Here is a 26880-nt window from a genome sequence, read left to right on the forward strand (position 1 = left end):
TCTTCCCCTCATCACACAAGTTGTAGTTTTCTCTTTACTCGAACAATCTCTTTCTTTCCTATATTTCTATCTGGATAATCACTCCGGTAATGCCCGCCAATACTTTCTTCTCTTTGCAAGGCTGACACAACTATAAGCTCACAAACCGTTAACATATTAATAAGCGTTATCTCTTCATTCGTAAGAACATCATGTTGTAATATCATATTTCGAACACCATACTTACTAAACCATCTCTTCGCATAAGATAAACTTTGCTCTGTTCGCACAATCCCAACATATTTCATCATGCATTTTTGTATTTCTTCTTTCGTCGGTAAATGATTCAGAACGATAAACTTTTCTTCCTTTTCAGCTAGCATGTTCACCTTTTCTTTTGTCTCTCTAGATAAAATGTGTCGTCCGATTCTTTTTCCAAACACAAGACCTTCTAATAATGAATTACTCGCTAATCTATTTGCACCATGAACTCCGTTACAAGCTACTTCACCGACTGCGTATAAGTTCGGAATAGACGTCTCTCCATCACAGTTCGTTTTCACGCCGCCCATGTGAAAATGAGTACCAGGCACGACTGGAATAAGTTTTTTATTTATATCGACTCCATTTGTTTTACATATCGATGACACGGTCGGAAAGCGTTGTTCAAAGTTTTGAATCATTTCGATGTTTAAGTACACTTTTTCACCCGCAAGTAGCTGTTCATGAATAGCCCGTGCGACTACATCACGAGGTGCTAGATCCTGTTCGGAATGTATATCCATCATAAAACGCTGCCCTTTTCCATTTATAAGGACAGCTCCTTCTCCGCGAACAGCTTCGGACACGAGGCCGGAACAACGCCCACCCGCGTATAACATCGTCGGATGAAATTGTATAAACTCTAAATCTACAAGCTCTCCGCCTGCACGGTACACCATTGCAAGTCCGTCGCCTGTAATCGTCTCATCATTAGAAGTAAAGGCGTATAAACCGCCAATACCGCCTGAAGCTAACACCGTACAATCTGCATTGTAACGTCTCAATTCTCCTTTATTGTTGCGAGTTAAAGCCCCAACACATTTATCTTTTTCTATAATAAAATCGAGCACCATTTCCTGTTCCACTACCGTAACGTATGGAGCTACTTCTTGAATAAGATGCTCTAATAAATTCTTTCCTGTTGCATCGCCACCTGCATGTAAAATACGACGTTTTCGATGCGCTCCTTCTTTTCCAAGATGAGGACCTGTTTCATCTCCATCAAATTTCATTCCTCTTTCAATAAGGTTATTAATTTCTTTCGGTCCCTCCTCGACTAAATAACGGACCACTTCTTCATTGTTATAATGACACCCTGCTACTAATGTATCTTCAAAATGATCATTAGGATTGTCATATGTAGCTACCGCTGCGGCAATTCCACCTTGAGCTAAATGTGTATTATTATTACGTTTCGTCTCCTTTGTGATAATAATCACATTCTTTTCGTGACAAATCTCTTTTGCAACACGAAGTGCCGCAACACCACTTCCAATAATTAAGACATCTGCACTTGGCATAATTGTTGCCTCCTACTTTACACTTTTCAACTGTCTTGACACCTATATTTACATAGTTTTAAAATAATGACAAGAGTTTTTTTATAATTCTTATTTTCACTACCATTTAAAAAGTAAAAGAACTGTAACTCTTACTAGAGAGAGGAACTTACATGATGATATATCTTGACTATGCAGCTACTACACCTATGAGCGAGGAAGCGTTACAAACATATATGAAAGCAGCGTCGCAATACTTCGGAAATGAACAAAGTTTACATGATATTGGAGGAACAGCTGCTTCTTTATTACAAGTTTGCCGAAAAACATTTGCGGAAATGATTGGAGGAAAAGAACAAGGAGTATTTTTCACAAGTGGCGGATCGGAATCAAACTATCTTGCGATTCAATCACTTCTAAATGCCCGAACTAAGAAGCATATTATTACGACACCTATGGAACATGCATCCATTCGAAGTTATTTTCAATCTCTAAAATCAAAAGGCTATACGATCACTGAAATTCCTGTTGATAAAAGCGGACTCCTTTGTTTAGTAGATTTAGAGGCAGCTATTACAGAAGATACTGCGCTAGCAAGTATACAGCATGGAAACTCTGAAATCGGAACCGTTCAAAACATTACAGAAATCGGGGCACTTTTAAAAAAATATAATGTTTTATTTCATACAGATTGTGTGCAAACGTTTGGTAAACTGCCTATCCATGTTTTTGAGATGGGCATTGATAGTCTTTCTGTTTCAGCACATAAAATATACGGACCAAAAGGTGTCGGCGCTTGCTACATAAATCCGCAATCTCGCTGGGAGCAAGTATTTCCGGGAACTTCTCACGAAAAAGGATTTCGCCCAGGTACAGTGAACGTTCCCGGCATCGCATCTTTTTTAACAGCTGCTGAAAATATATTAAAAACTCAATGGGAAGAAAGTTTACGTTTTAAAGAGTTACGCTCCTACTTTTTAGGGCAAATACAAACACTTCCGCTAGAAATTGAAGTAGAAGGTCATTCTACTTCTTGTTTACCACATATTGTTGGGGTTACAATAAAAGGAATAGAAGGTCAATATACTATGCTAGAATGTAATCGCCATGGTATCGCCATTTCCACCGGAAGTGCTTGCCAAGTCGGTAAACAAGAACCTTCGAAAACTATGCTTGCAATTGGAAAAACGTATGAAGAGGCCAAACAATATGTCCGCTTCTCTTTCGGACAACAAACAACGAAAGATCAAATTGATACTACTATTCATGCACTACACACAATTGGAAATCAATTTTATAGAGGTGTTAAATCATAATGAAACAAAATGACCAAAAAAAGATTTTAGGTGAAGAAAGACGACAGCTTATCCTTCAGTGGCTTCTCGCTGCAAATGAGCCGTTATCTGGGAATGAACTATCAAAGAAGACAAACGTAAGTAGGCAAGTTATCGTGCAAGATATTTCCTTGCTTAAAGCACGAAACGAACCAATTATTGCGACTGCCCAAGGCTATTTATATTTAAAACCACAAGAGAAACAACAAGCTTTTGAACGCGTAATCGTATGCCAGCACAAACCAGCAGAAGTACGTCAAGAACTTACAATGCTTGTTGACCACGGCGTTACGATTAAAGATGTAAAAGTTGAGCATCCTGTATACGGTGACTTAACAGCATCCATCATGGTAAGCAATCGCTTTGATGTAGAGCAATATTTACAAAAAATCGAAAACACAAATGCTTCCTATCTTTCACAACTAACAGATGGTATTCACTTACATACAATTGAGGCAGATTCTAAAGAAAAGTTAGATGCTGCTTGTGAGGCGTTAGATAAAGCAGGATTTCTGGTTTATTAATGTAAGGCACAGAGTTTTTATCATTCTCTGTGCTTTTTTAATGCTATAATATTGTAATCAATCGTAAAGGAGATCAAATATGGGAATTGAACTCGTTCACTTTAGCATTGGCAAACCGAAACAAATGAAATATGGCGAAGATAAAGAAATGATAACAGGTATATGTAAAGACCCTACAGAAGAGGCCTTTCTCTCAAAAGACGGATTTCGTGGTGATGATGTAGCGGATTTAAAACATCACGGCGGTCCTGATCGTGCTGTTTGTGTGTACCCACACGAGCATTACGCACTATGGGAAGAGGAATTTCAAACTACGCTTCCAGCTTCCACATTTGGCGAAAACATTACCGTAACAAATATGTTAGAGCGTGATGTTTGCATCGGAGATACATATCAACTAGGTGAAACAATCATTCAAGTGACACAATCAAGAGTACCTTGTAGCACAATTTCAAAACGTCTTGGCATCCCTGGCATACTGCCACGCATTGTAGCAACTGGATTTACAGGCTACCTATGCCGAGTTCTTCAAGAAGGTACTGTACGTAAAGATTCTAAAATTACATTACTAGAACGTCAACCGAGCAATGTTTCTGTTTTGTTCTCTAACGAAATTTATTTTCATAATAGAAAAGATAAAGATGGCATTGAAAAAATTCTTGCCGTTCCAGAACTAGCTGATATTTGGCGTGGTCAGTTAGAAGATCGTCTTGCGAAGTTAAAATAAAGAATCACACCAGGTAAAACAGTATTGAGTCCATTATACCAGATGGACTCTTTTTATTTTCTCTTCCTTCACGTCCAAACATATAAAAATATATTTCATATTATATATGGACAACCTTTAATTCTTATATGTGAAGGGAGTGATTAATTATGGCGGATTACTTCTTAAAAAATGGAAAAAAATATTATAAGAAAAATGATCGTCCATGTAATTCTTCAAATTCAGATTCAAATAACTGTTTTATACAGAACTATACTATTTTCGGCACGGGAAATACCCCTCAAGATCTTGATATAACAACTGGAATTCCTCGAACTGTATTTGAAAACTTCACTAAAAATCATAATAAGACACTTATTAAATTTAGTTTCAGTCCTGCATTTGCAACAACGATTAGATTAACAATTGCAAGATTAAACCATCGCTCTCCACTTACATTTACCTTAACACCAGGAGATATTAAAACATTTTTAGTAGAAGATGTTGAGAGTATTACTTTCTCAGATACTGTAGCTCCATCTACACTCAATCTATTAATACAACAAACGAATTGTATTTGCTGCAGTAATTCGAACAATGATGAATCCTACTATTATAATAGTTGTAATGATGCGTACTAAAAACACGACAAAAGAGTTACCTATTCCTAACAGAAAGCCGTCCTAAATATCTTTTAGGACGGCTTCTTTATTTTGCTAGCTTAATTAATCACTTACTTCAATAGAATCGATAGCTTACTCTGCCTCAAACCGAAAAACAGCTTTTCATTTCAATCAAGTTTAACAACAGCTCCCCTCTACAACCAATAAGAAGAATAACTTCCCAACACAGTAACAGAAAAACCGAGTGCTTCAAGTTCCATCGTTACGCCTGGCAATAATACGTCATCATATGCTTTATCGACATCGATTAAGAAAAAGTAATTTCCAAGACCTGTTTTCATCGGACGCGATTCGATTTTTGATAAGTTTAATTTTCTCCATGCGAAAGCTGATAACACTTGATATAGGGCACCTGCATAATCTGCAGGTAACGTTATCATAAGCGTCGTTTTCTCTCCGCGATTCTCTCCGTTATTCGGGAGTACTGCTTTCTTTTTCTTATGGAGTACTAGGAAACGTGTGTGATTATTTTTATGCGTATGAATGCTACGCCTCACAATTGTTAATCCGTATTTTTCTGCAGCTGCTTCATTTGCAATAGCAGCAACTTTCTCTTCAGGATGTTCTTTCACATATTGCGCAGCAGCACTTGTGGATGTCATATCTCGAACAGTTACTCCTTTTAATTCTTCATTTAAAAATTTATGGCACTGTGCAATGGCATGCGGATGAGAATGCACTGCGTATACTTCACCCCACACTTCTGCATACTGCGGATGTACAAGTAAATGCTGCTGAATTGGTACTGTAATTTCTCCTACAATGGAAAGCGGCTGCTCATGTACAAGGTAATCAACCGTTATATTCACTGAACCTTCTATTGCATTTTCTAACGGTACAACTGCGAAGTCTACATTTTCATTTGCAGCTGCATCTATACAATCTGGAATCGTTCGATACGGTACATGCTCTGCTTCCGGAAAAAAACGACTCACCGCCATATTTGTAAATGTTGCTTCTGGTCCTAAATATCCTACTCGAATCATCGTTTTTTCCCCTCTTTTTCGTTTTCTTACTGTTATACCATACTTTTTTATATTCTTCTATGCAAATTTCGAATATTAAAAAAAGACTAGCATTCGCTAGTCTAAATGTTTCTTATATTCTCTTTGAGCGAAGAAGAAATAAATGATACATGCTGCGATATAAAACAGAATGAACAAACCTACTTTTCTTAATGATCCATCCATAAAAAGCGTATTATGAAACGTATATAACGCAACTGCACTGTGCATACTCCCTACTATAATTGGCGCAAAAAATAGCATACATAATTGCCAACGAGAAATTTTCCATACTTCTTCCTTCGTCATTCCAAGTTTAGAGAGTACACCATACTGCTTTCGGTCCGATGCAATATTATGGAACCATTTAAAATAAACGATACTACATGAAGTAAGAAAGAATAATATACTAATAAATGAGCCTACAAATAGAGTAATATCGCCGCCTTCTTTCATATTTACATACAACTCCATATTGCTTCGAAATGCATTATTATCTTGTTTCATATGTTTCCGTAAATCTTCATTTAATTTCTTCGTCTTTTCGATATTTGGTAATGTGTAGCCTCTATATATCATTTTTTCAGAATCAGGAACCTGATTTGCTATACTATCAAAATCTTCATCATTCATAACGAAGAACAGACCATTAATGTACGAAGGATGATGGTTAAATTGAACCCCTTCTTTCTGACCGTTAAATACGAATTGATATGGTTGATTCATTACTTGCAATTGAATCTCTTTTTGATTATATACATTCGAATTATTGTATTTATTATAATAAACGAGTGTCACTGTACCTTTTTTAGGACGATACGTTTTCTGTTTTTGTTTCCTTGCTTCTTGGTTATATTCACTTTCTTTTATAAGCGGTACTATTGTTGTTTCTCCTTTACTAGACTGAAAGGATGCATACACTCCAACAAAACTCATATATTGAAAATCGTCATACTCATATTGATGCAGTAATTTTTCAACCGCACCTTCCTCAAAGACTTCATGAGTAGAAATACCTTTTTCTATGTACGAAAACGAGTGTACCCCTCCAGTTCGCCACATATCTTGCATGCTAGAAAAATATAAGAACACCGTACCTGTTGCTGTAACTACAAACGTCGTTGCCATAGACATCAGAAAGAAAAAGCGACCATTTTCCTTCATTCGATGTGACAATTGATTCACTATAAATAAATACGGATATGTATACATAATCTTTTTATTTCGCTTTATCATTTCTAACACTTGGGTAGCTCCATGTGTAAAAGAAAAGTACGTTCCAAAAAAGACAAGTATAGACACAGGGAAAAAGTATATCACTATCGTAGCCATCGTCACTTGTAGCGCCAACGCATATCCGCCCACTAAACAAGCAAAGCCGAATAAACAGAGCCACTTTGATGTTTTCTTCTCTTTTTTATCTGTTCGAAATTCTTTCAACAACCGAATGATTTTTATATTCCATATACGTAAAGCACTTATAAAAGATAACAAAATAAAAACGACCATATATGTAATAAATGTTACACCAATCGCCCTTACGTCAAATATGACAGGGAGTTCTTTCGGAAGCCCCAGTAACATACTAAATACCATAAAAAAGAGTTTTAAAAATATCATACCAAGCCCAATACCGAAAATATTCGCGAAGCCCCCGATTAAAATTTGCTCGGTCATAATCACTCCTATTACGTTAGACTTCGTTGCTCCCATTAACATATATAACCCTAATTCTTTCTTACGTGCTTCTATGAAAATAGAAGTAGAGTACAAAATAAATATGACGAAAAAAGAAATGATTATAACATTACATATGATAAGTCCCCAGCGTACGTTTTGATACCACATCGTCTCTTGCATATATGGATGCACAATGACAGACATATATGCGTAAGAAGCAAATATTGCAAAACAACTACTTAAGAAAAACACTTTATAATTACGCCAATTTCCTTTTATATTTTGCAGCGCTAGTTGCCGAATTTTCATCTATCGTCCTCCTGTAACTTACTACATAGGCAAAAAGCTAGAGGTTCCCCTAGCTTTTTACGTGTTTTAAATATCCTCTTTGTGCGATCATAAAGTAAATGGCAGAAGCTAAAATGTATGCTCCAATTACAAGCGCGCCTGATTTCCACAAATCAATATAAAGCATTTTTCCTAACGTATGAAGAGCAACTCCACTATGAATGGAACCGATTAAAATTGGGATAAAGAAGATAACTCCCATTTGTCGAATCGCAATTTTGCGAATTTCTTTATCTGTCATACCGATTCTCTTTAACGATTTAAATTGAATACGATCTTGTTCTTTATCGTTAAACCATTTAAAGTATGTCATACTACAAGCGAAGAAGAAGAACAGTACCGCTACGAAGAAACCGATGAACATTGTAATTGCTCCACCTTCTCTTATATCCTTATACGCAAACACTGAATTTCTCAATTCTCCTTGCTTTTCTGGTGCAATTTCATTTTTCAAATCTAATACAAGATCTTCTGTACTTTTCCAATCCTCAATATAATAACCATAATATTTCGTCTTTTCTTCATCTGGTACGAGTTTTGCATATTTCTCAAAATCTTGTTCATTTACAACGAGATATTCACTATCATTAAAAACAGAATACTGCGTTGGGGCATTTAATTGAACAGACTGCTTTTGTCCGTTAATTGTAAATTCATACGGTTTCGTACGGTCTATCTTCATCAGTTCATTTGACATATCAACCATAACCATCGTTGCACTACCCATTGCATTATGAATTTCTGAAGGTTGCTCTCTCTTTTGTTTACGCACTTCCGCATTATATTCTTTTTCTGAAATAATCGTCATCGGTACTTCATGTTCACTATTAAACAACGTTATTTTCTGTGTTGCTGGTAGTTTAACGTAGGTTACTTTTCGTGCATCTTCAAACCCGTGTCTCTTCACAAGCTCCTGTACCTTTTCTTCATTAATAAGGCTATATGTATTTAACCCCTTTTCCTCATATGAAATAGCATGTGGTGTAAGTTCTACCGTTTTCGCACTCAAATTTTCAAAATATACGTAAAGCGTGCCAACTGCCGAGGATACAATCGCCGTAATAATAGAAATTACAAATAGAAAACGAGCATTATCTTTCATTTTATAAATAAGGTTGCTAAGAACAAACATATTTGGATACGTATAGAAAGATTGCTTTCTTTTTTGTAATGCTTTTAATACAACTGTACTACCTTGTGTAAATAGTAAATACGTTCCGCCAATTGTCAGTCCTACCACCGGTAAAAAGAGGATGAGGAAATTCAGAAACGTTACTTGGAAGCTAAGTACATATGCAACAATAATACATCCTATACCAACTACACATAACCATGTAAATGCAAATGGCTCTACTTTTTGCTTTCTTGCCTCTCTTAATAAATCAATAATTTGCAAGCGTCCTACTGTCCAAACACTAAACAATGATAGGATTAAAAATAGAATAAAGTATACACCAGCTGTAATAAGAACTGCTTTACTATTCCAAACAAGTGGAAGTGTCTTATCTATTTTTAATAATACGCTTAACGCTTGGAAAAATAATTTTGAACAAAGCATTCCAACCCCAATACCAACTACAATTGCAATACTACCTAACATCAGTTGCTCTAATATAATCATTCGGCCGAGCTGCGATTTCGTTCCGCCTATTAATGTTAGTAGACCAAACTCTTTTTTTCTTGCTCGTAAAAACGTTGAATTTGCATATAAAATAAAGAGTGCCGAGAAGATGACCACAATATAATTCATCGATTCTAATCCTTTTGTGATCATCTTTCTCATACTAATATTACCGCTTACGACATCTGGATGATAAATAAAAGAAGCATACATAAAAAATACGACAATCGATAAACAACTACTTATAAGAAACGCTTTATAGTTACGCCAATTTCCTTTTACGTTATTAAGCGCGAGCTGGCGAAAGTTCATGATATTCTCCTCCTAGCATCGCAAGTACGTCCAGAATTTCTTGGAAAAAGGCTTGTTTCGTTCTTCCTTTATGTATTTCCGAGAAAATTTCTCCATCGCGTATGAAAAGGATACGTTCACAATAACTAGCCGCTACTGGATCGTGCGTAACCATTGCAATCGTTACTTTCTTTTGCTCGTGTAAATCTTGCAGGGCTCCCATTAGCGATTTCGCTGACTTTGAGTCTAAGTTTCCAGTTGGCTCATCTGCTAAAATTAACGTCGGTTCATGAATGATTGCTCTCGCTGCTGCTGCACGTTGTTGTTGTCCCCCAGATACTTCGTATACTTTTTTATTTAAAATTTCTTCGATGTTTAAAAACTTTGCAATTTCCAGTACTTTCGCATCGATTTCATTTACAGATTTCTTCGCCATTACAAGTGGTAAAATAATGTTTTCTTTAATGGATAACGTATCAAGTAAGTTAAAATCTTGGAAGATGAATCCTAAATGTGTACGGCGAAACTCCGCTAATTTTGCAGCACGCATTTGATTAATTTCTTCACCATTTACAAGCACATGACCTGAAGTTTGCTTATCAATTGTTGCTAATAAATTTAAAAGCGTCGTTTTTCCGCTTCCTGAAGGGCCCATAATCCCTACAAATTCGCCTTCTTCTATTTTAAAATTTATATCGTTTAAAGCAGTCGTCGCTACTGAACCTTTTGATTGGTACACCTTCGTTAAGCCTTTTACTTCAAGAACACTCATTTCTAATCCCCCTATGTGTTTTCTTCTTACATTTACTATAAGAAAAATAAGAAAAAGAAACGAGTGATTTCCCTTACAAAACGTTTTGTTATCTTACAGTTTTGTCATTTTTCTCATCAATGTATGATATTCTTCATCTTTTGCAAATTGGAACGTGAATGTTGTCCCTTCTCCTTCAGCCGATTGGACATACATTCCATGATGTAAATTATCACAAATTTCCTTCGTAATATATAAGCCCATCCCAGTCGCTTCTCTCGTTTTACGTCCATTTATTCCCGTAAAAAATGGATCAAATATGCGCTTTACGTCTTGCTCTGGAATACCAATTCCATTGTCCTTAATATGTAATAACACCTTTTGATTTTTCTCTTCAATTTGAAATTGAATTTCTTTTTTCTCTGCCGCTGAAATTTTTGTATACTTGATTGCGTTTACAACAATTTGACCTATAGCAATACTCAGCCATTTTCTATCAGATGCAACCATACAAGTATCTTCTTCAAACATCACTTTCGGAAATACAGACGATTGAATGAAGGATTTTCGATTTTCATTAATAATACCTCGCACGACATCTATAACATTTACTACTTCTACCTTATAATCTTTCGCAAACTGCTCTAGTCTTGCCATATGTAACGCTAAATCTAAACCATTTAGTATACGGTTATTTTCTTCACGAATACTTTCAACTGTTGCTCTTGCCTCACGATGCTCTTTGCCAAACTTCTGCAACAATAATTCAATAACAGATACTGGTGTTTTCATTTGGTGAATCCATTGGTTCATAAATATCATTTGTTGTTGCTCTTTCGTATGCTGTTTATGAACTTCATTCATATATTGCTGTCTTAATAACGTAAAAGATTCAACGACCATTTCTTGCTCTGATGTATAAGATTCATCAATAAGTAAAGAGTCATGTAATGTATTTCCACCAGTAACATACTTTTCGATCCTCTTTAAAAACACACTCCGTTTTCGGTAATCGTAAATGAGGTATACAGTAAACACAACTGTTCCTAATAAAAGTCCATATAACCACGTACTCCAATCAATGGATTTCTTTTCCAAAAGACTTTGCAACTGTAAAACGAGCCCAAATAAACAAAGGCTAACAATATAAGAAAGAATTAAAGAAAAGCGGTCCATAAGGTAATTTTTAACCTTCATGCCCTTCGCCCCACTCCGTAAGAAGCGCATAACCATATCCACGTTTCGTTACAATTGCATTTTTAATGCCTAACTCCTCTAGTTTCTTCCTTACACGTTTTACATTTACGGTTAATGTATTATCATCCACAAATGCTACTTCATCCCATAGAGCTTCTAACAGTTCTTCGCGCGATACATATTGATTCACCTGTTTCATTAAACACTCTAATAAGTAAAATTCATTTTTTGTCAGTTCAGTTTGTTGTCCTTGCCACTCAACAATATGCTGAGACGGGAATAACAACAGTCCATTTACACCTAAACAATCACTCTCAGCAGCAGAAGCATACTCTCCGTAACCACGGCGAAGTGCACTCTTCACCTTTGCCATTACGACATCTAAATGGAATGGCTTCGTAATATAATCATCACCGCCATTTTCAATCGCCATTACTTGATCCATTTCTCCTGTTCTTGCAGAAACAAAAATAATTGGCGCATTCGATACAGTACGAATTTGACGACACCAATAAAAACCGTCAAAGTACGGTAAATTAATATCAAGTAACACGAGATGAGGATTCACTTTTACAAACTCATCTTTTATTTGACGTAAATCACTTGCTCTAAATGATTGATAGCCATACCTTTCTAAATGCTCTTCCAATATTCCCGCGATTTTCTCATCATCTTCTACAATTAATATTTTATACATGCTCGTTTTCTCCCCATAAAAAATTCTTCTAAAACCACTCCCTTTTTATTATAAATTGAAAATTTAATTAGTGGGGATTTTTTCCTATATAAATCCGGTTTTTACGATATAAAAAAAAGACTGCCGTATTTCGGCAGTCTTAATCGATAAATTCAAATTCATATTCAAGAATTTTTACAATATCTCCGTCTTTCGCACCACGTGCACGAAGCGCTTCATCAATACCCATTCCGCGCATTTGACGAGCGAAACGACGTATAGATTCATCACGTGAGAAGTCTGTCATCTTGAATGTTTTCTCGATATCGTAACCAGAGATAACAAACGTGCCATCACTTTCACGTGTAATTTCAAATTTAACACCTTCAGTATCAAATTTGTACATTACACTTGTATCAGACTCATCCGCAACTTCATGTATTGGGAATTCTGGTGTTGTTTCTATTAAGTTCGCTACTTCAAACAGTAAGTCACGAACACCTTGTCTTGTTACAGCTGAGATTGGGAAGATTTTTACTTCGTCTCCCACTTTCTCTTTAAATGCTTGTAAGTTTTCTTCTGCATCTGGCATATCCATTTTGTTTGCAACAACAACTTGTGGACGCTCAGTTAAGCGAAGATTGTATTCTTTTAATTCATTATTAATCGTTACGTAATCTTCATATGGATCACGGCCTTCTAAACCAGACATATCAATAACATGCACGATTACACGTGTACGCTCAATATGACGTAAGAATTGGTGTCCAAGTCCGACGCCAGCATGTGCGCCTTCAATTAGTCCTGGAAGGTCAGCCATAACGAAGCTGCGGTTATCACCCGTTTCAACAACACCAAGATTTGGAACGATTGTTGTGAAATGATACTCTGCAATTTTCGGACGCGCTGATGATACAACAGATAATAATGTAGATTTACCTACACTTGGGAATCCAACAAGTCCAACGTCTGCTAGTACTTTAAGTTCTAGAATAACATCACGCTCTTGACCTGGTTCCCCGTTCTCAGCGATTTCTGGCGCTGGGTTCGTAGCTGTTGCGAAACGTGAGTTACCACGGCCACCGCGGCCACCTTTTGCAATTACAGCAGTTTGTCCATGCGTTACTAAATCGGCAAGAATTTGACCAGTTTTTTCATCTTTTACTACTGTTCCTGGTGGAACCTTTACAAGTAAATCTTCAGACTTACGTCCGTGCTGACCTTTACTCATTCCGTGCTGACCGCGATCAGCTTTGAAATGACGTTGGTAGCGGAAGTCCATTAATGTACGTAAGCCTTCCTCAACTACGAAAACAACATCTGCACCTTTACCACCGTCGCCACCTGCTGGGCCACCTTTTGGTACATACTTCTCACGACGATACGCAACCATACCATTACCACCGTCGCCGCCTTTTACATATATCTTGACCTGATCTACAAACATTATTTCACCACACTTTTTTCAATTGGTTGTAATATAACTGAGACTTCTTCGTCTCGCACTGTATAAGAAATGGAATACCATTTATTGTTTTGGGTCGCAAGCCAATTCTGTAGTTCTTCTACACTCGTTAGCTTACCACGAAAATCAAAAAAGAAACGAGCATTATCCGCGTCACATTCAATTGTGATACAAACATAATTTTCAACATATACGTCTAAACTATGCTGAAGCATCGAGAAAAATTGATTCGTCCATGTACATACAGTCTCATCTAAGTGAGATAAGTTATGTAATTTCCCTAATACTTCGTACTCCAATAAGCACGGCTGCTGTTTCCAATTATATGTTAAAATCCACTCTGAAAATAAAGGCATTGATAGCCCCATCAGATTGGATTCTTGTCTCGCTTCTTGGACAAAACGATCGATGAGACTATGAATTTCTTCCACTTTTCCAAGGGAAAGGTTTCCTTTCACCATCTGCATACGATTGAGCCAATCATGTCTTGAATGGCGCAATGCATCTATAATTGTCCATTTTTCATTCATTTAGATACCCCTTAATATAGAAAAACTCTAACCTGCACTCAGGTTAGAGTTTTCCGTGAGTTCTTATGCTTCTTGAGCAACAGGATATACGCTCACTTGTTTGCGGTCACGACCAAGACGCTCAAAGCGTACTACGCCGTCAACTTTCGCGTATAAAGTGTCATCGCCACCACGACCAACGTTAACACCTGGATAAATTTTTGTACCGCGTTGACGGTAAAGAATTGAACCACCTGTAACCGTTTGACCATCTGCGCGTTTAGCACCAAGACGTTTTGACTGAGAGTCACGACCGTTCTTTGTACTACCTACACCTTTCTTAGATGCGAAAAACTGAAGATCTAATCTTAACATACGTTACACCTCCTGCACTTTTTCTATTAAACGGATATACTTTCCGTAATCAAGTTCGATCGTCTTAAGCGAAACAACTAATCCTTCTAAAAGTGTTTGTGCTTTTTCTGCTGTATGAACGTCTAAATCATTAGGCAATTCATACGTTAAGAATCCGCCATCACTTCCGAGTTCAATAGTTGCTTGCACATTACAAAGTTCTTCCACTGCATTTATAGAACCAAACACAACCGCTGTAGTTCCAGCACAGACAAGGTCTTGTCCATGTGGCGCATAATCGGCATGTCCAGTCATTTTAAATGATTGGATACTTCCTAATTTCGTGCGACTTATCGTAATTTTAATCATGTTAACCAGAATTAAGCGTTGATAGCTTCAACAACTAGCTTAGTGTAAGGTTGACGATGACCTTGTTTCTTACGATTGTTCTTTTTCGCTTTGTATTTGAAAACGATAATTTTCTTAGCGCGACCTTGTTTTTCAACTTTCGCAGTAACTGTTGCACCTTCTACAACTGGGCTACCAACTTTAACGTTTTCGCCACCAACGAAAAGAACTTTGTCAAAAGTAACAGTTTCACCAGCTTCAACATCTAATTTTTCAATGTAGATTGCTTGACCAGCTTCAACTTTAATTTGTTTTCCACCTGTTTCGATAATTGCGTACATACTTGCACCTCCTCTTAATTACTAAGACTCGCCAAAAACGAGGTAGACATAAATGCCTTTAGGGAACCTGTCTTGTGCGGTTGTAGCATATAGCCGTTTAGGTGCTATAAACTATAACATAAAGATGTTATCATGAATCATAGACGGTTGTCAATAAATGTTCTGCTAACTATTTTTTCCGCTCTACAATTTCTTTTTTACTTCCAAAACGAACGATAGCATACTTTTCGATATTATCATCTTTGAAATAAATTTCAAATGGAATATTTTTTTGTAATTCTTTTTGCAAAAACTGTTTTTGCAGTTCTTTAGGCGCAGCGATTAATACCGCTTCATCTTCTATATTGCCATATGTGATTAGTTCTCTCTCTAACTCATACGCAATTGTTTCATGCGACATCACATAACCCGTCGCTTTGCAAGGTACACACTCTTTTAATAATACGTCTCGTAAAGAATGCTTTTTACGTTTACGTGTCATTTCCAAAATCCCTAGCTCCGTAAAGCCGAGCACCCTTGTATATGTGCGGTCATCTTGCATAGCAGCTATGAGACATTCTCTTACCTTTTCTTTATCTTCTCTTTTTTTCATATTAATAAAATCAATTAATATCATACCACCAATATCACGAAGTCTTAATTGGCGTGCAATTTCTTCAGCTGCCATCTCATTTGTGCGAAGTACTGTATCTTGTAAATTTTGTTTTCCCGTAAACTTGCCCGTATTCACATCAATTACAGTCATCGTCTCCATTTGTTCTACAATTAAATAAGCACCATTTGAAAGCCAAACAATTTTTTGAAGTGCTTTCTCAATTTCACGCTCTATTCCAAAATGGTTAAACATCGAAGACTTTTCATTATAAAAAGATACTTTTTCTTTTCCAATTTTGTCTTCTAATTCTTTTACTATACTTCTTGTATCTACAACTACTTTTTCAATGGTTTCAATTGGGTTCTCTTGAAATACACGATCTAAAAAGGTCGCCGGTCGATGAAGTAATAACGGCGCCTTTCCTTGGCCCTCTTTTCTTTTTAACTCTTCATACAACTGTTGTAACTCTTGCATTTCAGCTTGTATTTCTTCAATTGCTCCTTTTTCAGAAGCAGAACGGAAAATGTATCCCCCCGTTCCCTCTATTTCAATTTGGAGTAATTGTTGTCTTCTTTTATTATTTTTTATTTTTCGAGAAACAGCGCGCATCTCACCAAACGGCATATAAACGACATATTTCCCGGTAAATTCTATATTCGCTGTCAATTTAGGCCCTTTCGTATCAATTGCCTCTTTCGCAACTTGTACGAGTATCGCTTGCCCTTCATGTATACGATAAGAAGATGGTACATCATCGTATGAAAGGTAAGCATGTTTTTCTAAACCGATGTTTACAAAAGCTGCATTCATTCCAGCAATTGTTCTTACGACACGTCCAACATAAATATGCCCAACAATCTCTTGCTCTTCATTACGTTTCCATAAAAACTCAACAATTTTTTTCTTCTCTTCAATTGCAACGCGCTTTTCCGAACCAGCGTAATTCACATATAACGTTTTCAAAATTATTTCCTCACTTTATAATCTTCTTTGCTTTTACAATAATAAAAGGTTAGTGCTATCGTCAACACTAACCGATTAATTCTTCAACTGATGAAGTTGTTCGTTTTTCAGTAAAATATGCATAGAGCAATTCATTTTCATCCAATGTGTAATGCTCTTTATATTTTCCACGGACGATAATAGAATGCTTATATCCTCTACGAAATTTTGTGAAGATCGTATATAAACGATCTTCCGTTTGCACTTCAATAGGTGCAATCTTTTCGATTCCTCTTTTGTTTCCATAATAACGTTCTAATAAAAAACGCATAAATGCATACCGTCTTTGTTTCCACTCTTGATATAATGACACTGCTAAAAATATGAGTAGTACCCACATCATAATATTGTTACTATTCCAGAGTAACTGCCATCCTAATATTACACCAAAAAAAACACATGACAATTGCATCATCTTTTCATGTGCTTGTAAATAAGGGAAACGATATGATAATACATTAAACAATACTTTCCCGCCATCTAACGGCCAAATAGGGAGTAAATTAAATGCTAAAATAATTATATTATTCCACATAAAGAAATAATATAAATCTGTATTCAGCCAACCGGCTTCGAACAACATATAACCTACCAGCATCATCCAAACATGTTGAATCGGTCCTGCAATTACGACAACAAGTTCCTCTTTCAATGACTTATTACCATGTTCCTCAAGCTCGGCAACGCCACCAAACGGCAAAAGCTGAATTCTTTTTATACGCCAATTATAGTGTGCTGCTGCAAAAGCATGCCCAAGTTCATGAATAAGAACAATACAAAATAACAGTAGTAACTCTTTAAAACGCGCAGTAAAAATACCAATGACAATAATAACCCAAAATAATGGATGCACGGAAATTTTCGTTAAAACGTCCCTATATTTAATCAAATGATATCACCTGGATCGGATCAATAAATTTTTCATTCTTTTTTATCGCGAAATAAAACTTTCCATTTTTATCATTTGTATCATTACTCACCGTTCCAATTTTTTGTTTCTTTGAAACGTAATCATATAATTTCACTGACATATCGTTTAAGTTTGCATACCATGACTCCGTACCATCTGCATGTTGAATTTGAACTGTATTTCCAAGTTCCTCTTTCTTGCCTGCAAAAACAACTAACCCTTCATTTACTGACTCCACTTTTGCATTTGTAGCTGTTTGGACAAATACACCTTGGCCATTTTTTTGAAACCCTTGCATTACCTTTCCAGAAGCAGGAATTGCATAATCTTTTTGCTGAATACTTCCTTCTTTTTTCTCGTTCGGCGAATAGAATACGAGCGGTTTTCCAAATTGCTTTTCGTACCATTTCGCTACAGTAGCAAACTGAAATTCCTCTTTCATCACTTTTTCTGTAACAGCTTTAGCTCCATTGAATGAAGAAGGAGCATTCTTATATAAAATAGCAACCGAAAGAACTAATATTGCTGATAATAAAACTTTGAAGAAAAAGACTTCCTTTCGAAATAAAGGATGCATTTCCTTTTCTCCATCTTCAATAAATACTGCTTCACTATCAAAATTCCCTCCGTTAAAATACTGCTCTTCCTCCATCCTTTCTTGCTCGGCCTTCCTTTTTGCAATCCGCTTTTTAATTTCTTCTACGCGTCTATTCTTCATACTGTCTCCTTTCTTTCGTTAAGCTAATTTCATTAGAAACAGTTGTATACAGTTTGTACATATGTATGAGCTAAGAAAGAAAGATATTCGTGTGAAGAAAAAAGAAAGCACTTCGCATATGTGCGAAGTGCTCTTAACGGATTCCAAAGAAGTTTTTCACCTTTGCAAATACCGATACCTTTTCTTGTTCAAATGCTTGTAATGGTACATTCTCACCTAACAAGCGTCTTGCAATATTACGATAAGCCAACGCTGCTTTTCCGCTTGGTTGCAACGCCACAGGTTCACCTGTATTTGTAGCTCGAATAACTTCATCGTCATCCTCGACAACACCAAGAAGCTCGATTGACAATGTACGTACAATTTCATCAACATCTAACATATCCTGTTCATGAAGCATATGACTACGTACACGATTAATAACAAGTTTCGGTGGTTCAATATCCTCTTTTTCTAAAAGCCCAATAATACGATCCGCATCGCGCATTGAGGATACTTCTGGAGTCGTAACAACGATTGCTTTATCCGCACCAGCTACCGCATTTTTAAATCCCTGCTCAATCCCCGCAGGACAATCGATTAATATGTAATCATAATCTTGACGTAATACTTGTATTAATTCATCCATTTGTTCAGGTGTTACCGCTGATTTATCACTCGTTTGTGCTGCAGGTAATAAATAAAGATCATCAAAACGTTTGTCTTTAATAAGAGCCTGAGGTAAACGGCAACGCCCTTCAACGACATCAACAAGATCAAATACAATACGATTTTCCAGCCCCATTACTACGTCTAAATTTCGAAGACCGATATCTGTGTCAATTAAGCACACTTTCTTTCCAGATAACGCTAGGGCCGTACCAATGTTCGCAGATGTAGTAGTTTTACCTACTCCGCCTTTTCCAGATGTAATTACTATTGCCTCTCCCACAGCTATACAATTCCCCTTTCTAACTTTGTTAAATTAGGTCTAAGATGAGTGAGAAGTTGCAGGCGATCGACAACAATGTGATTGTTCTCATTAATATACGCACATTCTGCCGCCTCCGCTCCGTCTTCTTTCTCTTCCGGAGCCCGCATTGCCACATCACTAATTCGAAGTTGCATCGGGTTCATAACAGATGCAGCGATTACAGCATCCGAATCCCCATAATACCCAGCATGTGCAATTCCTCTTAATGATCCTACGACAAAAATATTCCCCCCAGCGATAACCGTTCCGCCTGGATTAACATCTCCAATTAACAACAAATTTCCTTTTACATGTAAAACTTGTCCAGAGCGAACAATTTTGGAAATAGGGACAATTTCTGTTTCTTCTTTCCAAGCTATTGCTTCTGCTTTAGTGATAACATCACTTTCAATTGAATCCACAACAAGATTCTTTTTATTACGAATTAACGTACGAATCTCTTCTTGTTGGACTTCTGTTAAATAACGATTTCCTACTTTCACATGCACTTCAATTAAAGAGCGTCCATCACCATCGTAGTAATGTGTAGAAAGTTTTTCGTCTAATTCCACCAATAATTCTGAGAATGAACAACAATCATCTAAATGAAGCGTTATCCCATCTTTTGTCCCTTTTATCGTTACATTTTGTTGCTTTTTTTCTTCCACTAAAGTTCACCCCACCGATTCAATTCGACATAAAATTAGAAAATCCTTTTTTCTTTTTCTTCCATCGCTTTTGAAAGACGCACTATATATCGTCTCAGTGGGAAACAAACTATCAATAAGAAAATAGCATTTAACAATAAAGTAGAAAGGAGACGATCTGTGAAAAAGACATACGCTGGCATATGAGTACGTCCTAATAAAGTTAAGAATCCATACACATAATACTCTAGTGCTACAACACTAGCTAATATGATAGAAACAACAATAAATAAATTCAATTGTAGTACTTTCATCACACTATATACTAAATAAGCTAAAATCGGATAAGCAAAAATATATATCCCGACAAGTTCTGTGTATACGGTATCAAATAAGAAGCCAAATAATAGTCCGTAATAAATCCCTTGGACCGGACTATAATACACTGTAATAAAACATAAGACGATTATAAAGAAATGCGGTGCTGCTATGCTGTCTTTCCAAAACACATCCGTTGGAACAACAGTAGCAAACATATTTTCAAATAGAAACACAAAAAGGAGCAAAAGAGGAAGAGCTGCTCTTTTTAATATCTTCATCATCTCTTCTTCTCCTCCTATTCTAATGGCGCTGAAGGTGTTGCACGTTTAGCAACCGTAATATGCTCTACGTCATTTAAATCAGCGGCAGGTTTTACATAAGCTGTTTTTGTTAAGCCATATGCATCCGGCTGAACTTCAACGATTTTTCCAATTACAAGACCTTTCGGGAAAATATCACCCAGTCCAGATGTTACAACTAGTTGATCTTTATCTACCGGTGCATCAGAGCCAATCTTTGTGAAAAGAAGTAATTGCTTTTCTTTGTCATAACCTTCAATCAATCCAAAGATTTTCTCTTGCCCTTGTACAATAGCAGAAACGCGATTTGTTCGGCTCATAGAACTTAGTAATTCTACTGATGATGTAAACTGAGATACACTTTTCACTCTTCCAACTAACCCTTGTGAAGTTACTACAGCCATATCTTTTTTAATTCCTTGCTGTGCCCCTTTATCAATTCCAATTAAATCGTACCATTTATCTGGATTACGAGAAACAACAGTAGCTGGAATTTCAGTATACCCGCTATTTAACTCTTTTTTACCCGTTAGCTCTTGTAGCTTCTTGTTATCATCTTCTAATTGTTTTACTTTCCCTGATAGACCTGCATAATTATCTAATTTTGCTTTTAATTCTTTATTCTCTTCATACGTGCGCTTTACATCCTCTACATTTTCGAAGAATCCAGCTACGTATTTCGCTGGCTTTTGGAATACACGTTCTACAACACCGACAGTATCTTTAACAAACTGCTCTGGCCATGTTAAACTGTTCCGTTCTTTCAATGAGATTCCAATCAATGCCACGAGAAGAATAATACTAACCAACAAAACAATTAATCTTTTGTTTAAGAAAAACTGTGGCACGTTCACACCCTCTTAATTTCACTGATTTTTATTTTGCAATATTATCGAGCAGCAGTTTTGAAAAGATCGATATTGTCTAATGCTTTACCTGTTCCAATTGCTACGCAATCTAATGGATCTTCTGCAACAAGAACTGGCATTTTCGTTTCTTCACTAATTACTTTATCTAAATTACGTAGTAATGCCCCGCCACCTGTTAATACGATACCGCGGTCCATAATATCAGCCGCTAATTCAGGTGGAGTTTTTTCTAACGTATTTTTAACTGATTCTACAATCGCATCTACTGTATCTTTTAATGCATCTGCAATTTCTTCTGGCTGAATTAGTACTGTTTTTGGTAAACCACTTACTAAATCACGACCGCGAATTTCCATAGGCTCGATACCTTCTGGCTCGCCTGCAGAACCAATTTCTAATTTTAATGCTTCAGCTGTTCTTTCACCGATCATTAAGTTATAGCTTTTCTTAATGTACTGAATGATTGAATCGTCCATATCATCACCAGCAACACGGACTGACTGGCTTGTTACAATACCACCTAGAGAAATAATTGCAACTTCTGTTGTACCACCACCGATATCAACAACCATACTACCAGTTGGTTCCCAAACAGGTAAGTTTGCACCAATTGCTGCTGCAAATGGCTCTTCGATAGGATAAGCATCACGAGCACCCGCTTGACGAGTCGCATCGATTACTGCACGTCTTTCTACAGCTGTAATACCAGATGGTACACATACCATTACATACGGCTTACGTGAGAAGAAACCGTTTGATTTTTGAGCTTGTTGAATGTAATATTTCATCATTGTTGCAGTTGTTTCGTAATCAGCAATTACACCGTCTTTCATCGGGCGAAGTGCCACAACGTTCCCTGGTGTACGACCAATCATTTGTTTTGCGTCGCTACCTACAGCAACGATTTGTTTCGTATCAGTTTGTAACGCCACTACTGAAGGTTCACGTAAAACTACACCTTTTCCTTTTACATATACAAGCGTGTTCGCAGTTCCTAAGTCTATTCCAAGATCGCGAGTAAATCCACCAAATCCAAACATATTATTTATCTTCCTTTCTTGTTTTCACGGACTCATTTTTTCTTAATTTATATTATAAAAACAGTACGTTTTTTATATCTTTATCCTTTTTGTAGATAAATTTCTACAAAAAACTCATAAATCACATTATAAAACAAAATAAGTAAAAAGCATAGTCTTAAATATGACCTTTTTCCTTTAAACTCACGAATTTATGGTCACCTATTATAATATGATCAAGCACTTCAATTCCGATAATCTGGCCGCATTCTACTAAGCGTTTGGTTACTTCAATATCTTCACGGCTCGGCGTGGGATCTCCTGAGGGATGGTTATGAAGACATATGATAGAGGCTGCTGCACGACGGAAGGCTTCTTTAAAAACTTCCCTCGGGTGTACAATTGACGTGTTTAAACTTCCAATAAAGATCGTTTGCCTATGTATAACTTGATTTTTTGTATTTAAATATAAACAAACAAAATGCTCTTGTTGTAAAAAACGCATTTCTTCCATCATGTATTTCGCACAATCTTCTGGACTTCGAATACTATATCTATTTTGATATTCTAAACGTACCATTCTTCTGCCTAGTTCAAAGGCTGCCATAAGTTGCGATGCCTTTGAAATCCCAATACCATGTATACTAATTAGCTCTTCTAATGTTGCATCTTTCAACATACGTAAGCCATCAAATTGGTGTAAAATTTTATCTGACAACTTTAAAACTGTTTCTTCTTTAGAACCTGTTCTGAGTAACACTGCGAGAAGCTCTCGATTTGATAAACTTCCAGCACCTTCTAACAATAAACGCTCCCGTGGCTGTTCTTCTCTTACAACATCACGAATACCGTTCATCTCTCCACCCCTTTATTTGTTCTCTCAAAGAAAACCCCATGCAATTTTACGCATGGGTTACATCAATATCAAATTGTTTTAATTCCCGAACGAGACGTGCAATTGGTAAGCCAACTACACTATAGTAGTCCCCTTGAATATTTTGAACGAAAATAGATCCTTTACCTTGAATCCCATAACTACCGGCTTTATCAAGAGGTTCTTTCGACGCGACGTATGTATCAATTTCCTCTTCTGTTAACTCCCAAAATGTAACTTCTGTACGCTCATAAAAAGTAACCGTTTTTTCTTTTGCTATAATCGCAACACCTGTATACACTTCATGTGTTTTCCCTGATAGTAATTGTAACATCTCTTTCGCCTCATCCTCATTAGAAGGCTTACCAAGAATACGCGACTCATATGTAACAATTGTATCTGCACCTAACACAATGTAATCACTATTATTTTCTGCCACCGCTGATGCTTTTTGCAAGGCAAGCGACATTACAATATCAGAAGGCGATGAATATGCACCAATTGTTTCCTCTACTTCACTTACAACGATTTCAAATGGCACACTAGCTAACTCAAGTAATTCCTTCCTCCGAGGTGATCCTGAAGCTAAAATTATTTTTCTCATATTTTCTCCTTCCTTTCTCACATGAAGCAGAACAATTTATATTAATCGTATCAAAGGAATAGTTTGCCCACAAATGAAAGAAATATTAATTTCTCTAACTAAAATAAAACTTCTTTATTGCATACGATTATATTCCCGTCATAGAGAAAGCACTTTGCTCTAAATTCAAAAGAAAAGAAAGAAGTACATGTACTTCTTTCTTACTCATTTTATTATCCTATCATTTCACTTTCTACGAAACAATTTTTTCATACGAGAGTAAACCATCAATAATAACTTGATTTAATTTCGCCAAAGATTCCTTATCCACCTTCCCATCTTTTACTGTTTGTACAGCTACCGACGTATACATATACAGTTTCTTTGCTTCTTCTCGTTTCATACTTTCCCCTTCTTTTTCAACCTTTTTCCATTCTTTTTCAATTGCTTCTATATCTTTTGGGCTGCTTTTTCCACCAACTTGTACGCTAGAAGCATATTTTGCTAAATGAGTGTATAATGGCTGCACTTTTGTTAAAAATGTTCCTACTTCTTTATCATCTTTCAGCAATGCTTTATCTGTTATATCCCAGTTCTTTTTTAAAACGGAGACACCATCATTTTTATACTTAGTCATTAATTGATTTATAGACTGTTCATCGCTAGCAATACCAACAACTATTGCATACTTATCACCGCTCGGTCTCAAAGCACCAATGCCCCCATTGCCTTTCCATTCTTCAAGAGCTGCCTGTCCCTTTTCTTCAGAAGAATAAAGCCCCCCTTGAACAAAAAATAATTTCATCGGATCCAATGACGTTCCTGCCTGTGCTTTTTGTTTTTCTTCTTTCGGTGCTAGTGTTTGTTCTGCCGTTCCACCCACCTTTGATTCTCCATTTCCAGTCGGCCTTGAAGCTGTCACTTCACTTCCTCCTGTCGTTCCTTGTCCAGTAAGTAAATGAAGCATCCCCATTCCAAACGCCGTACCGATAATGATTGCAGTTGCAACGATTACAATTAATGTATTACTCCACTTCTTTCGGTATTTTTCCACAGACATTGATTTCGCTTTTTGAAACGGAACAACATTTTTCAGTCGTTCACTTTCTACTACCATCCATTCAAATTCATCTTTCTTTTTTTCCTCATACTTCGCTTCTGTTCCATTCACTTTCACTGAGATCGTTCGTGATTGCTTGTCCATACACTCACACCTCACCTCTTATCGTTGTCCGCATCATATCATATTCATTTCATAAAAAAACGAGATATTTGTCAGAGGAATTCGCCAAATAACCCTATATATTTATCTTATATGTATGCATTTGACTTCATTTGTAGAACAAAAAAACTAGATAGCAAAGACTATCTAGTTTTTCTCACGAATATATTTTCGTACTTCAGAAATGAAATAAAGAGAACCTGTTATGATAAAAACATCATTTTCTGCTATCCTTTCAACTTTTGTATCAATTGCCTCTTTCCAATTTTCAAAAACTAATTTTGATTCTTTCTGTGAATATGATGCAAGCTTGTCAGCAGAAATAGCACGATCAAAGGCGAATGTTGTAAAAATAATTTCATCTGCAATGGTTTCTAATTGGCCTACCATGTTATGTAATTGTTTATCACCAAGGGCAGTAAATAACACTATTACATTTTTATCTTTGTAATGTGCTTCTACTGTTTTCACAAGGCTTTCGATACCTTCTGGATTATGAGCACCATCTATAATAATATCCGGGTTACTTTGCAGCTTTTCAAAGCGCCCAATCCAATATGCTTCCCGTAATCCCGTTCTTATCTCATCTTCCTCAATTAAAAATGATAAATATGTTTTCACATACATTACTGCCATAAGTGCTAGCGCTGCATTTCCTACTTGATGAATGCCTTTCATTGAGATTTGCAAATCTTCAAATGCGGAAAAAGGACAAGTAAAATCAAACTGTTCCCCATCTTCGTTAGACTGTTTATGTAACGCTGTAAAATGCTTGCCAAGTTCGTATAAGTTTGCATGGTTTTCCTTTGCAACATTTTGAATGACTTGCAAAGCTTCTTCATCTTGTACACCAGTAATTACGGGCACGCCAGACTTAATAATCCCCGCCTTTTCATATGCAATTTCCCCTAGTGTATTTCCTAAAATATGCATATGATCGTGACCTATATTTGTAATAATCGTGAGAACAGGGTGTATAACATTGGTAGAATCAAAACGTCCACCAAGCCCTGTTTCAAATAAAACAACATCACAGAAATTGAATTTTCCGAAATAGCAAATCGCCATAACAGTAATAATTTCAAACTCTGTCGCTTCCCCTAAATCCGTTTCATCTAGTTTTTCCACGACTGGTTTTACCATCTTTACAAGTTCAGTAATCTCTTCGTCTGCAATTGGTGTTCCATTCACACTAATGCGTTCATTAAATGATTCGATGTAAGGAGAGGTAAACGTTCCTACCTTATATTTCGCGCCTTCTAACATGTAACGCATATATGTTAACGTTGAACCTTTTCCATTTGTACCAGCAAGATGAACACATTTTATATGACGCTCTGGATTTCCAAGTTCTTCTAACATCCATCTCATTCTTTCTAATCCTGGCTTAATTCCAAATTTCAATCGGCTATGGATCCACCCTATCGCTTCTTCGTATGTATGTATCACGTATGTTTTTCCCCTTTCAAAAGACAACTTTCATAGTTCTATTATACGCAAAGAAAAGAGACTCACCA

General features: G+C 36.5%; 28 protein-coding genes and 1 other annotated feature. Of the genes, 4 read left to right on the forward strand and 24 right to left on the reverse strand.

Features of this window, described 5'->3' with window-relative positions:
* Positions 1–11 precede the first annotated feature (11 nt).
* The gene (gene nadB / locus EBQ15_RS02710; RefSeq protein ID WP_001138544.1) at positions 12–1541 is read right to left on the reverse strand and encodes an L-aspartate oxidase; all 1530 of its coding nucleotides are present in this window, start codon (positions 1539–1541) and stop codon (positions 12–14) included.
* A gap of 152 nt (positions 1542–1693) precedes the next feature.
* On the opposite strand from nadB, the gene EBQ15_RS02715 reads away from it, so the two are divergent.
* From EBQ15_RS02715 to EBQ15_RS02730, 4 genes are all read left to right on the forward strand, one after another.
* Complete coding sequence (locus tag EBQ15_RS02715; protein ID WP_000973758.1) at positions 1694–2836, forward strand: IscS subfamily cysteine desulfurase; 1143 nt, start codon at positions 1694–1696, stop codon at positions 2834–2836.
* Entirely contained in the window at positions 2836–3378 is a 543-nt protein-coding gene (locus tag EBQ15_RS02720) for a transcription repressor NadR (protein WP_000812240.1), read from the forward strand. Before EBQ15_RS02715 ends, EBQ15_RS02720 begins: the two co-directional genes overlap by 1 nt.
* Positions 3379–3457: 79 nt before the next feature.
* On the forward strand, positions 3458–4105 hold the full coding sequence (locus tag EBQ15_RS02725) for an MOSC domain-containing protein (RefSeq protein ID WP_000510669.1): 648 nt from the start codon (positions 3458–3460) through the stop codon (positions 4103–4105).
* Between the two features lie 149 nt (positions 4106–4254).
* A complete protein-coding gene (locus EBQ15_RS02730) occupies positions 4255–4725 on the forward strand; it encodes a hypothetical protein (RefSeq protein WP_000796370.1) in 471 nt (156 codons plus the stop codon).
* Positions 4726–4901: 176 nt separating this feature from the next.
* Here the strand turns inward: EBQ15_RS02730 and pheA are convergent, their stop codons facing one another.
* The 23 genes from pheA to EBQ15_RS02840 all read right to left on the reverse strand — a co-directional run bounded on the left by pheA (position 4902) and on the right by EBQ15_RS02840 (position 26812).
* On the reverse strand, positions 4902–5753 hold the full coding sequence (pheA, locus tag EBQ15_RS02735; protein ID WP_000621707.1) for a prephenate dehydratase: 852 nt from the start codon (positions 5751–5753) through the stop codon (positions 4902–4904).
* A gap of 96 nt (positions 5754–5849) precedes the next feature.
* A complete protein-coding gene (locus EBQ15_RS02740) occupies positions 5850–7760 on the reverse strand; it encodes an ABC transporter permease (RefSeq protein WP_000702442.1) in 1911 nt (636 codons plus the stop codon).
* Positions 7761–7809: 49 nt separating this feature from the next.
* Positions 7810–9732 carry an ABC transporter permease gene (locus tag EBQ15_RS02745; protein WP_001011420.1) on the reverse strand — a complete coding sequence of 641 codons (1923 nt, stop codon included), beginning with the start codon at positions 9730–9732 and terminating at the stop codon, positions 7810–7812.
* Positions 9707–10483 carry an ABC transporter ATP-binding protein gene (locus EBQ15_RS02750; protein ID WP_000114529.1) on the reverse strand — a complete coding sequence of 259 codons (777 nt, stop codon included), beginning with the start codon at positions 10481–10483 and terminating at the stop codon, positions 9707–9709. The genes EBQ15_RS02745 and EBQ15_RS02750 overlap by 26 nt, the downstream gene beginning before the upstream one ends.
* A gap of 93 nt (positions 10484–10576) precedes the next feature.
* Complete coding sequence (locus EBQ15_RS02755; RefSeq protein ID WP_000865402.1) at positions 10577–11659, reverse strand: HAMP domain-containing histidine kinase; 1083 nt, start codon at positions 11657–11659, stop codon at positions 10577–10579.
* The gene (locus EBQ15_RS02760; protein ID WP_000276725.1) at positions 11649–12356 is read right to left on the reverse strand and encodes a response regulator transcription factor; all 708 of its coding nucleotides are present in this window, start codon (positions 12354–12356) and stop codon (positions 11649–11651) included. The genes EBQ15_RS02755 and EBQ15_RS02760 overlap by 11 nt, the downstream gene beginning before the upstream one ends.
* 139 nt (positions 12357–12495) lie before the next feature.
* Positions 12496–13782, reverse strand: coding sequence for a GTPase ObgE (gene obgE, locus EBQ15_RS02765; RefSeq protein WP_000497127.1), 1287 nt, complete (start codon positions 13780–13782; stop codon positions 12496–12498).
* Positions 13782–14330: a sporulation initiation phosphotransferase B gene (locus EBQ15_RS02770; protein WP_001003584.1), complete on the reverse strand. Its 549-nt coding sequence runs from the start codon at positions 14328–14330 to the stop codon at positions 13782–13784. The genes obgE and EBQ15_RS02770 overlap by 1 nt, the downstream gene beginning before the upstream one ends.
* Before the next feature lie 63 nt (positions 14331–14393).
* A complete protein-coding gene (gene rpmA, locus EBQ15_RS31400; RefSeq protein ID WP_000944958.1) occupies positions 14394–14684 on the reverse strand; it encodes a 50S ribosomal protein L27 in 291 nt (96 codons plus the stop codon).
* Between the two features lie 3 nt (positions 14685–14687).
* A complete protein-coding gene (locus EBQ15_RS31405) occupies positions 14688–15032 on the reverse strand; it encodes a ribosomal-processing cysteine protease Prp (RefSeq protein ID WP_002001054.1) in 345 nt (114 codons plus the stop codon).
* 11 nt (positions 15033–15043) lie between these two features.
* Positions 15044–15352, reverse strand: a complete 309-nt coding sequence (gene rplU / locus EBQ15_RS02780; protein WP_000270907.1) for a 50S ribosomal protein L21 — start codon at positions 15350–15352, stop codon at positions 15044–15046.
* A gap of 14 nt (positions 15353–15366) precedes the next feature.
* Positions 15367–15444 (reverse strand) — a sequence feature (ribosomal protein L21 leader region).
* 77 nt (positions 15445–15521) lie between these two features.
* Positions 15522–16910: an Rne/Rng family ribonuclease gene (locus EBQ15_RS02785; protein WP_000855482.1), complete on the reverse strand. Its 1389-nt coding sequence runs from the start codon at positions 16908–16910 to the stop codon at positions 15522–15524.
* A gap of 67 nt (positions 16911–16977) precedes the next feature.
* Complete coding sequence (spoIVFB, locus tag EBQ15_RS02790; protein WP_000599054.1) at positions 16978–17838, reverse strand: stage IV sporulation intramembrane metalloprotease SpoIVFB; 861 nt, start codon at positions 17836–17838, stop codon at positions 16978–16980.
* Complete coding sequence (spoIVFA, locus tag EBQ15_RS02795; protein WP_000797471.1) at positions 17831–18577, reverse strand: stage IV sporulation protein SpoIVFA; 747 nt, start codon at positions 18575–18577, stop codon at positions 17831–17833. Before spoIVFA ends, spoIVFB begins: the two co-directional genes overlap by 8 nt.
* A 133-nt stretch (positions 18578–18710) precedes the next feature.
* Positions 18711–19508, reverse strand: coding sequence for a septum site-determining protein MinD (gene minD / locus EBQ15_RS02800; protein ID WP_000503309.1), 798 nt, complete (start codon positions 19506–19508; stop codon positions 18711–18713).
* A gap of 2 nt (positions 19509–19510) precedes the next feature.
* Positions 19511–20197, reverse strand: a complete 687-nt coding sequence (minC, locus tag EBQ15_RS02805) for a septum site-determining protein MinC (RefSeq protein WP_000391525.1) — start codon at positions 20195–20197, stop codon at positions 19511–19513.
* A gap of 35 nt (positions 20198–20232) precedes the next feature.
* Positions 20233–20778 carry a rod shape-determining protein MreD gene (gene mreD, locus EBQ15_RS02810; protein ID WP_000975766.1) on the reverse strand — a complete coding sequence of 182 codons (546 nt, stop codon included), beginning with the start codon at positions 20776–20778 and terminating at the stop codon, positions 20233–20235.
* Between the two features lie 14 nt (positions 20779–20792).
* Positions 20793–21644, reverse strand: a complete 852-nt coding sequence (mreC, locus tag EBQ15_RS02815) for a rod shape-determining protein MreC (protein ID WP_001135486.1) — start codon at positions 21642–21644, stop codon at positions 20793–20795.
* 41 nt (positions 21645–21685) lie between these two features.
* Complete coding sequence (gene mreB / locus EBQ15_RS02820; RefSeq protein ID WP_000466736.1) at positions 21686–22705, reverse strand: cell shape-determining protein MreB; 1020 nt, start codon at positions 22703–22705, stop codon at positions 21686–21688.
* 157 nt (positions 22706–22862) lie between these two features.
* Positions 22863–23540, reverse strand: coding sequence for a DNA repair protein RadC (gene radC / locus EBQ15_RS02825; RefSeq protein ID WP_001013391.1), 678 nt, complete (start codon positions 23538–23540; stop codon positions 22863–22865).
* 46 nt (positions 23541–23586) lie between these two features.
* Positions 23587–24162: a Maf family protein gene (locus tag EBQ15_RS02830; protein WP_001226294.1), complete on the reverse strand. Its 576-nt coding sequence runs from the start codon at positions 24160–24162 to the stop codon at positions 23587–23589.
* 232 nt (positions 24163–24394) lie between these two features.
* Positions 24395–25345 (reverse strand): hypothetical protein, encoded by a 951-nt coding sequence (locus EBQ15_RS02835; protein ID WP_000360998.1) that lies wholly within the window; start codon positions 25343–25345, stop codon positions 24395–24397.
* A gap of 165 nt (positions 25346–25510) precedes the next feature.
* Positions 25511–26812: a bifunctional folylpolyglutamate synthase/dihydrofolate synthase gene (locus tag EBQ15_RS02840; protein ID WP_000582066.1), complete on the reverse strand. Its 1302-nt coding sequence runs from the start codon at positions 26810–26812 to the stop codon at positions 25511–25513.
* Positions 26813–26880 lie beyond the last annotated feature (68 nt).

Source organism: Bacillus sp. 2D03 (genome assembly GCF_003946765.1).
In the GTDB taxonomy this organism is placed as follows: Bacteria; Bacillota; Bacilli; order Bacillales; family Bacillaceae_G; genus Bacillus_A; species Bacillus_A cereus.

Excerpts from the sequence above, each read along its gene's own strand:
- EBQ15_RS02760 (WP_000276725.1), bottom strand. The coding sequence starts at position 12,356 with ATGTATAAAATATTAATTGTAGAAGATGATGAGAAAATCGCGGGAATA.
- EBQ15_RS02725 (WP_000510669.1), top strand. The coding sequence starts at position 3,458 with ATGGGAATTGAACTCGTTCACTTTAGCATTGGCAAACCGAAACAAATG.
- rpmA (WP_000944958.1), bottom strand. The coding sequence starts at position 14,684 with ATGTTAAGATTAGATCTTCAGTTTTTCGCATCTAAGAAAGGTGTAGGT.
- EBQ15_RS02750 (WP_000114529.1), bottom strand. The coding sequence starts at position 10,483 with ATGAGTGTTCTTGAAGTAAAAGGCTTAACGAAGGTGTACCAATCAAAA.
- EBQ15_RS02770 (WP_001003584.1), bottom strand. The coding sequence starts at position 14,330 with ATGAATGAAAAATGGACAATTATAGATGCATTGCGCCATTCAAGACAT.
- radC (WP_001013391.1), bottom strand. The coding sequence starts at position 23,540 with ATGAACGGTATTCGTGATGTTGTAAGAGAAGAACAGCCACGGGAGCGT.
- EBQ15_RS02830 (WP_001226294.1), bottom strand. The coding sequence starts at position 24,162 with ATGAGAAAAATAATTTTAGCTTCAGGATCACCTCGGAGGAAGGAATTA.
- pheA (WP_000621707.1), bottom strand. The coding sequence starts at position 5,753 with ATGATTCGAGTAGGATATTTAGGACCAGAAGCAACATTTACAAATATG.
- EBQ15_RS02740 (WP_000702442.1), bottom strand. The coding sequence starts at position 7,760 with ATGAAAATTCGGCAACTAGCGCTGCAAAATATAAAAGGAAATTGGCGT.
- spoIVFA (WP_000797471.1), bottom strand. The coding sequence starts at position 18,577 with ATGAAGAATAGACGCGTAGAAGAAATTAAAAAGCGGATTGCAAAAAGG.
- rplU (WP_000270907.1), bottom strand. The coding sequence starts at position 15,352 with ATGTACGCAATTATCGAAACAGGTGGAAAACAAATTAAAGTTGAAGCT.
- nadB (WP_001138544.1), bottom strand. The coding sequence starts at position 1,541 with ATGCCAAGTGCAGATGTCTTAATTATTGGAAGTGGTGTTGCGGCACTT.
- EBQ15_RS02835 (WP_000360998.1), bottom strand. The coding sequence starts at position 25,345 with ATGGACAAGCAATCACGAACGATCTCAGTGAAAGTGAATGGAACAGAA.
- EBQ15_RS02745 (WP_001011420.1), bottom strand. The coding sequence starts at position 9,732 with ATGAACTTTCGCCAGCTCGCGCTTAATAACGTAAAAGGAAATTGGCGT.
- EBQ15_RS02730 (WP_000796370.1), top strand. The coding sequence starts at position 4,255 with ATGGCGGATTACTTCTTAAAAAATGGAAAAAAATATTATAAGAAAAAT.
- EBQ15_RS02755 (WP_000865402.1), bottom strand. The coding sequence starts at position 11,659 with ATGAAGGTTAAAAATTACCTTATGGACCGCTTTTCTTTAATTCTTTCT.
- mreD (WP_000975766.1), bottom strand. The coding sequence starts at position 20,778 with ATGATGAAGATATTAAAAAGAGCAGCTCTTCCTCTTTTGCTCCTTTTT.
- obgE (WP_000497127.1), bottom strand. The coding sequence starts at position 13,782 with ATGTTTGTAGATCAGGTCAAGATATATGTAAAAGGCGGCGACGGTGGT.
- EBQ15_RS02720 (WP_000812240.1), top strand. The coding sequence starts at position 2,836 with ATGAAACAAAATGACCAAAAAAAGATTTTAGGTGAAGAAAGACGACAG.
- mreB (WP_000466736.1), bottom strand. The coding sequence starts at position 22,705 with ATGTTTGGATTTGGTGGATTTACTCGCGATCTTGGAATAGACTTAGGA.
- EBQ15_RS02715 (WP_000973758.1), top strand. The coding sequence starts at position 1,694 with ATGATGATATATCTTGACTATGCAGCTACTACACCTATGAGCGAGGAA.
- EBQ15_RS31405 (WP_002001054.1), bottom strand. The coding sequence starts at position 15,032 with ATGATTAAAATTACGATAAGTCGCACGAAATTAGGAAGTATCCAATCA.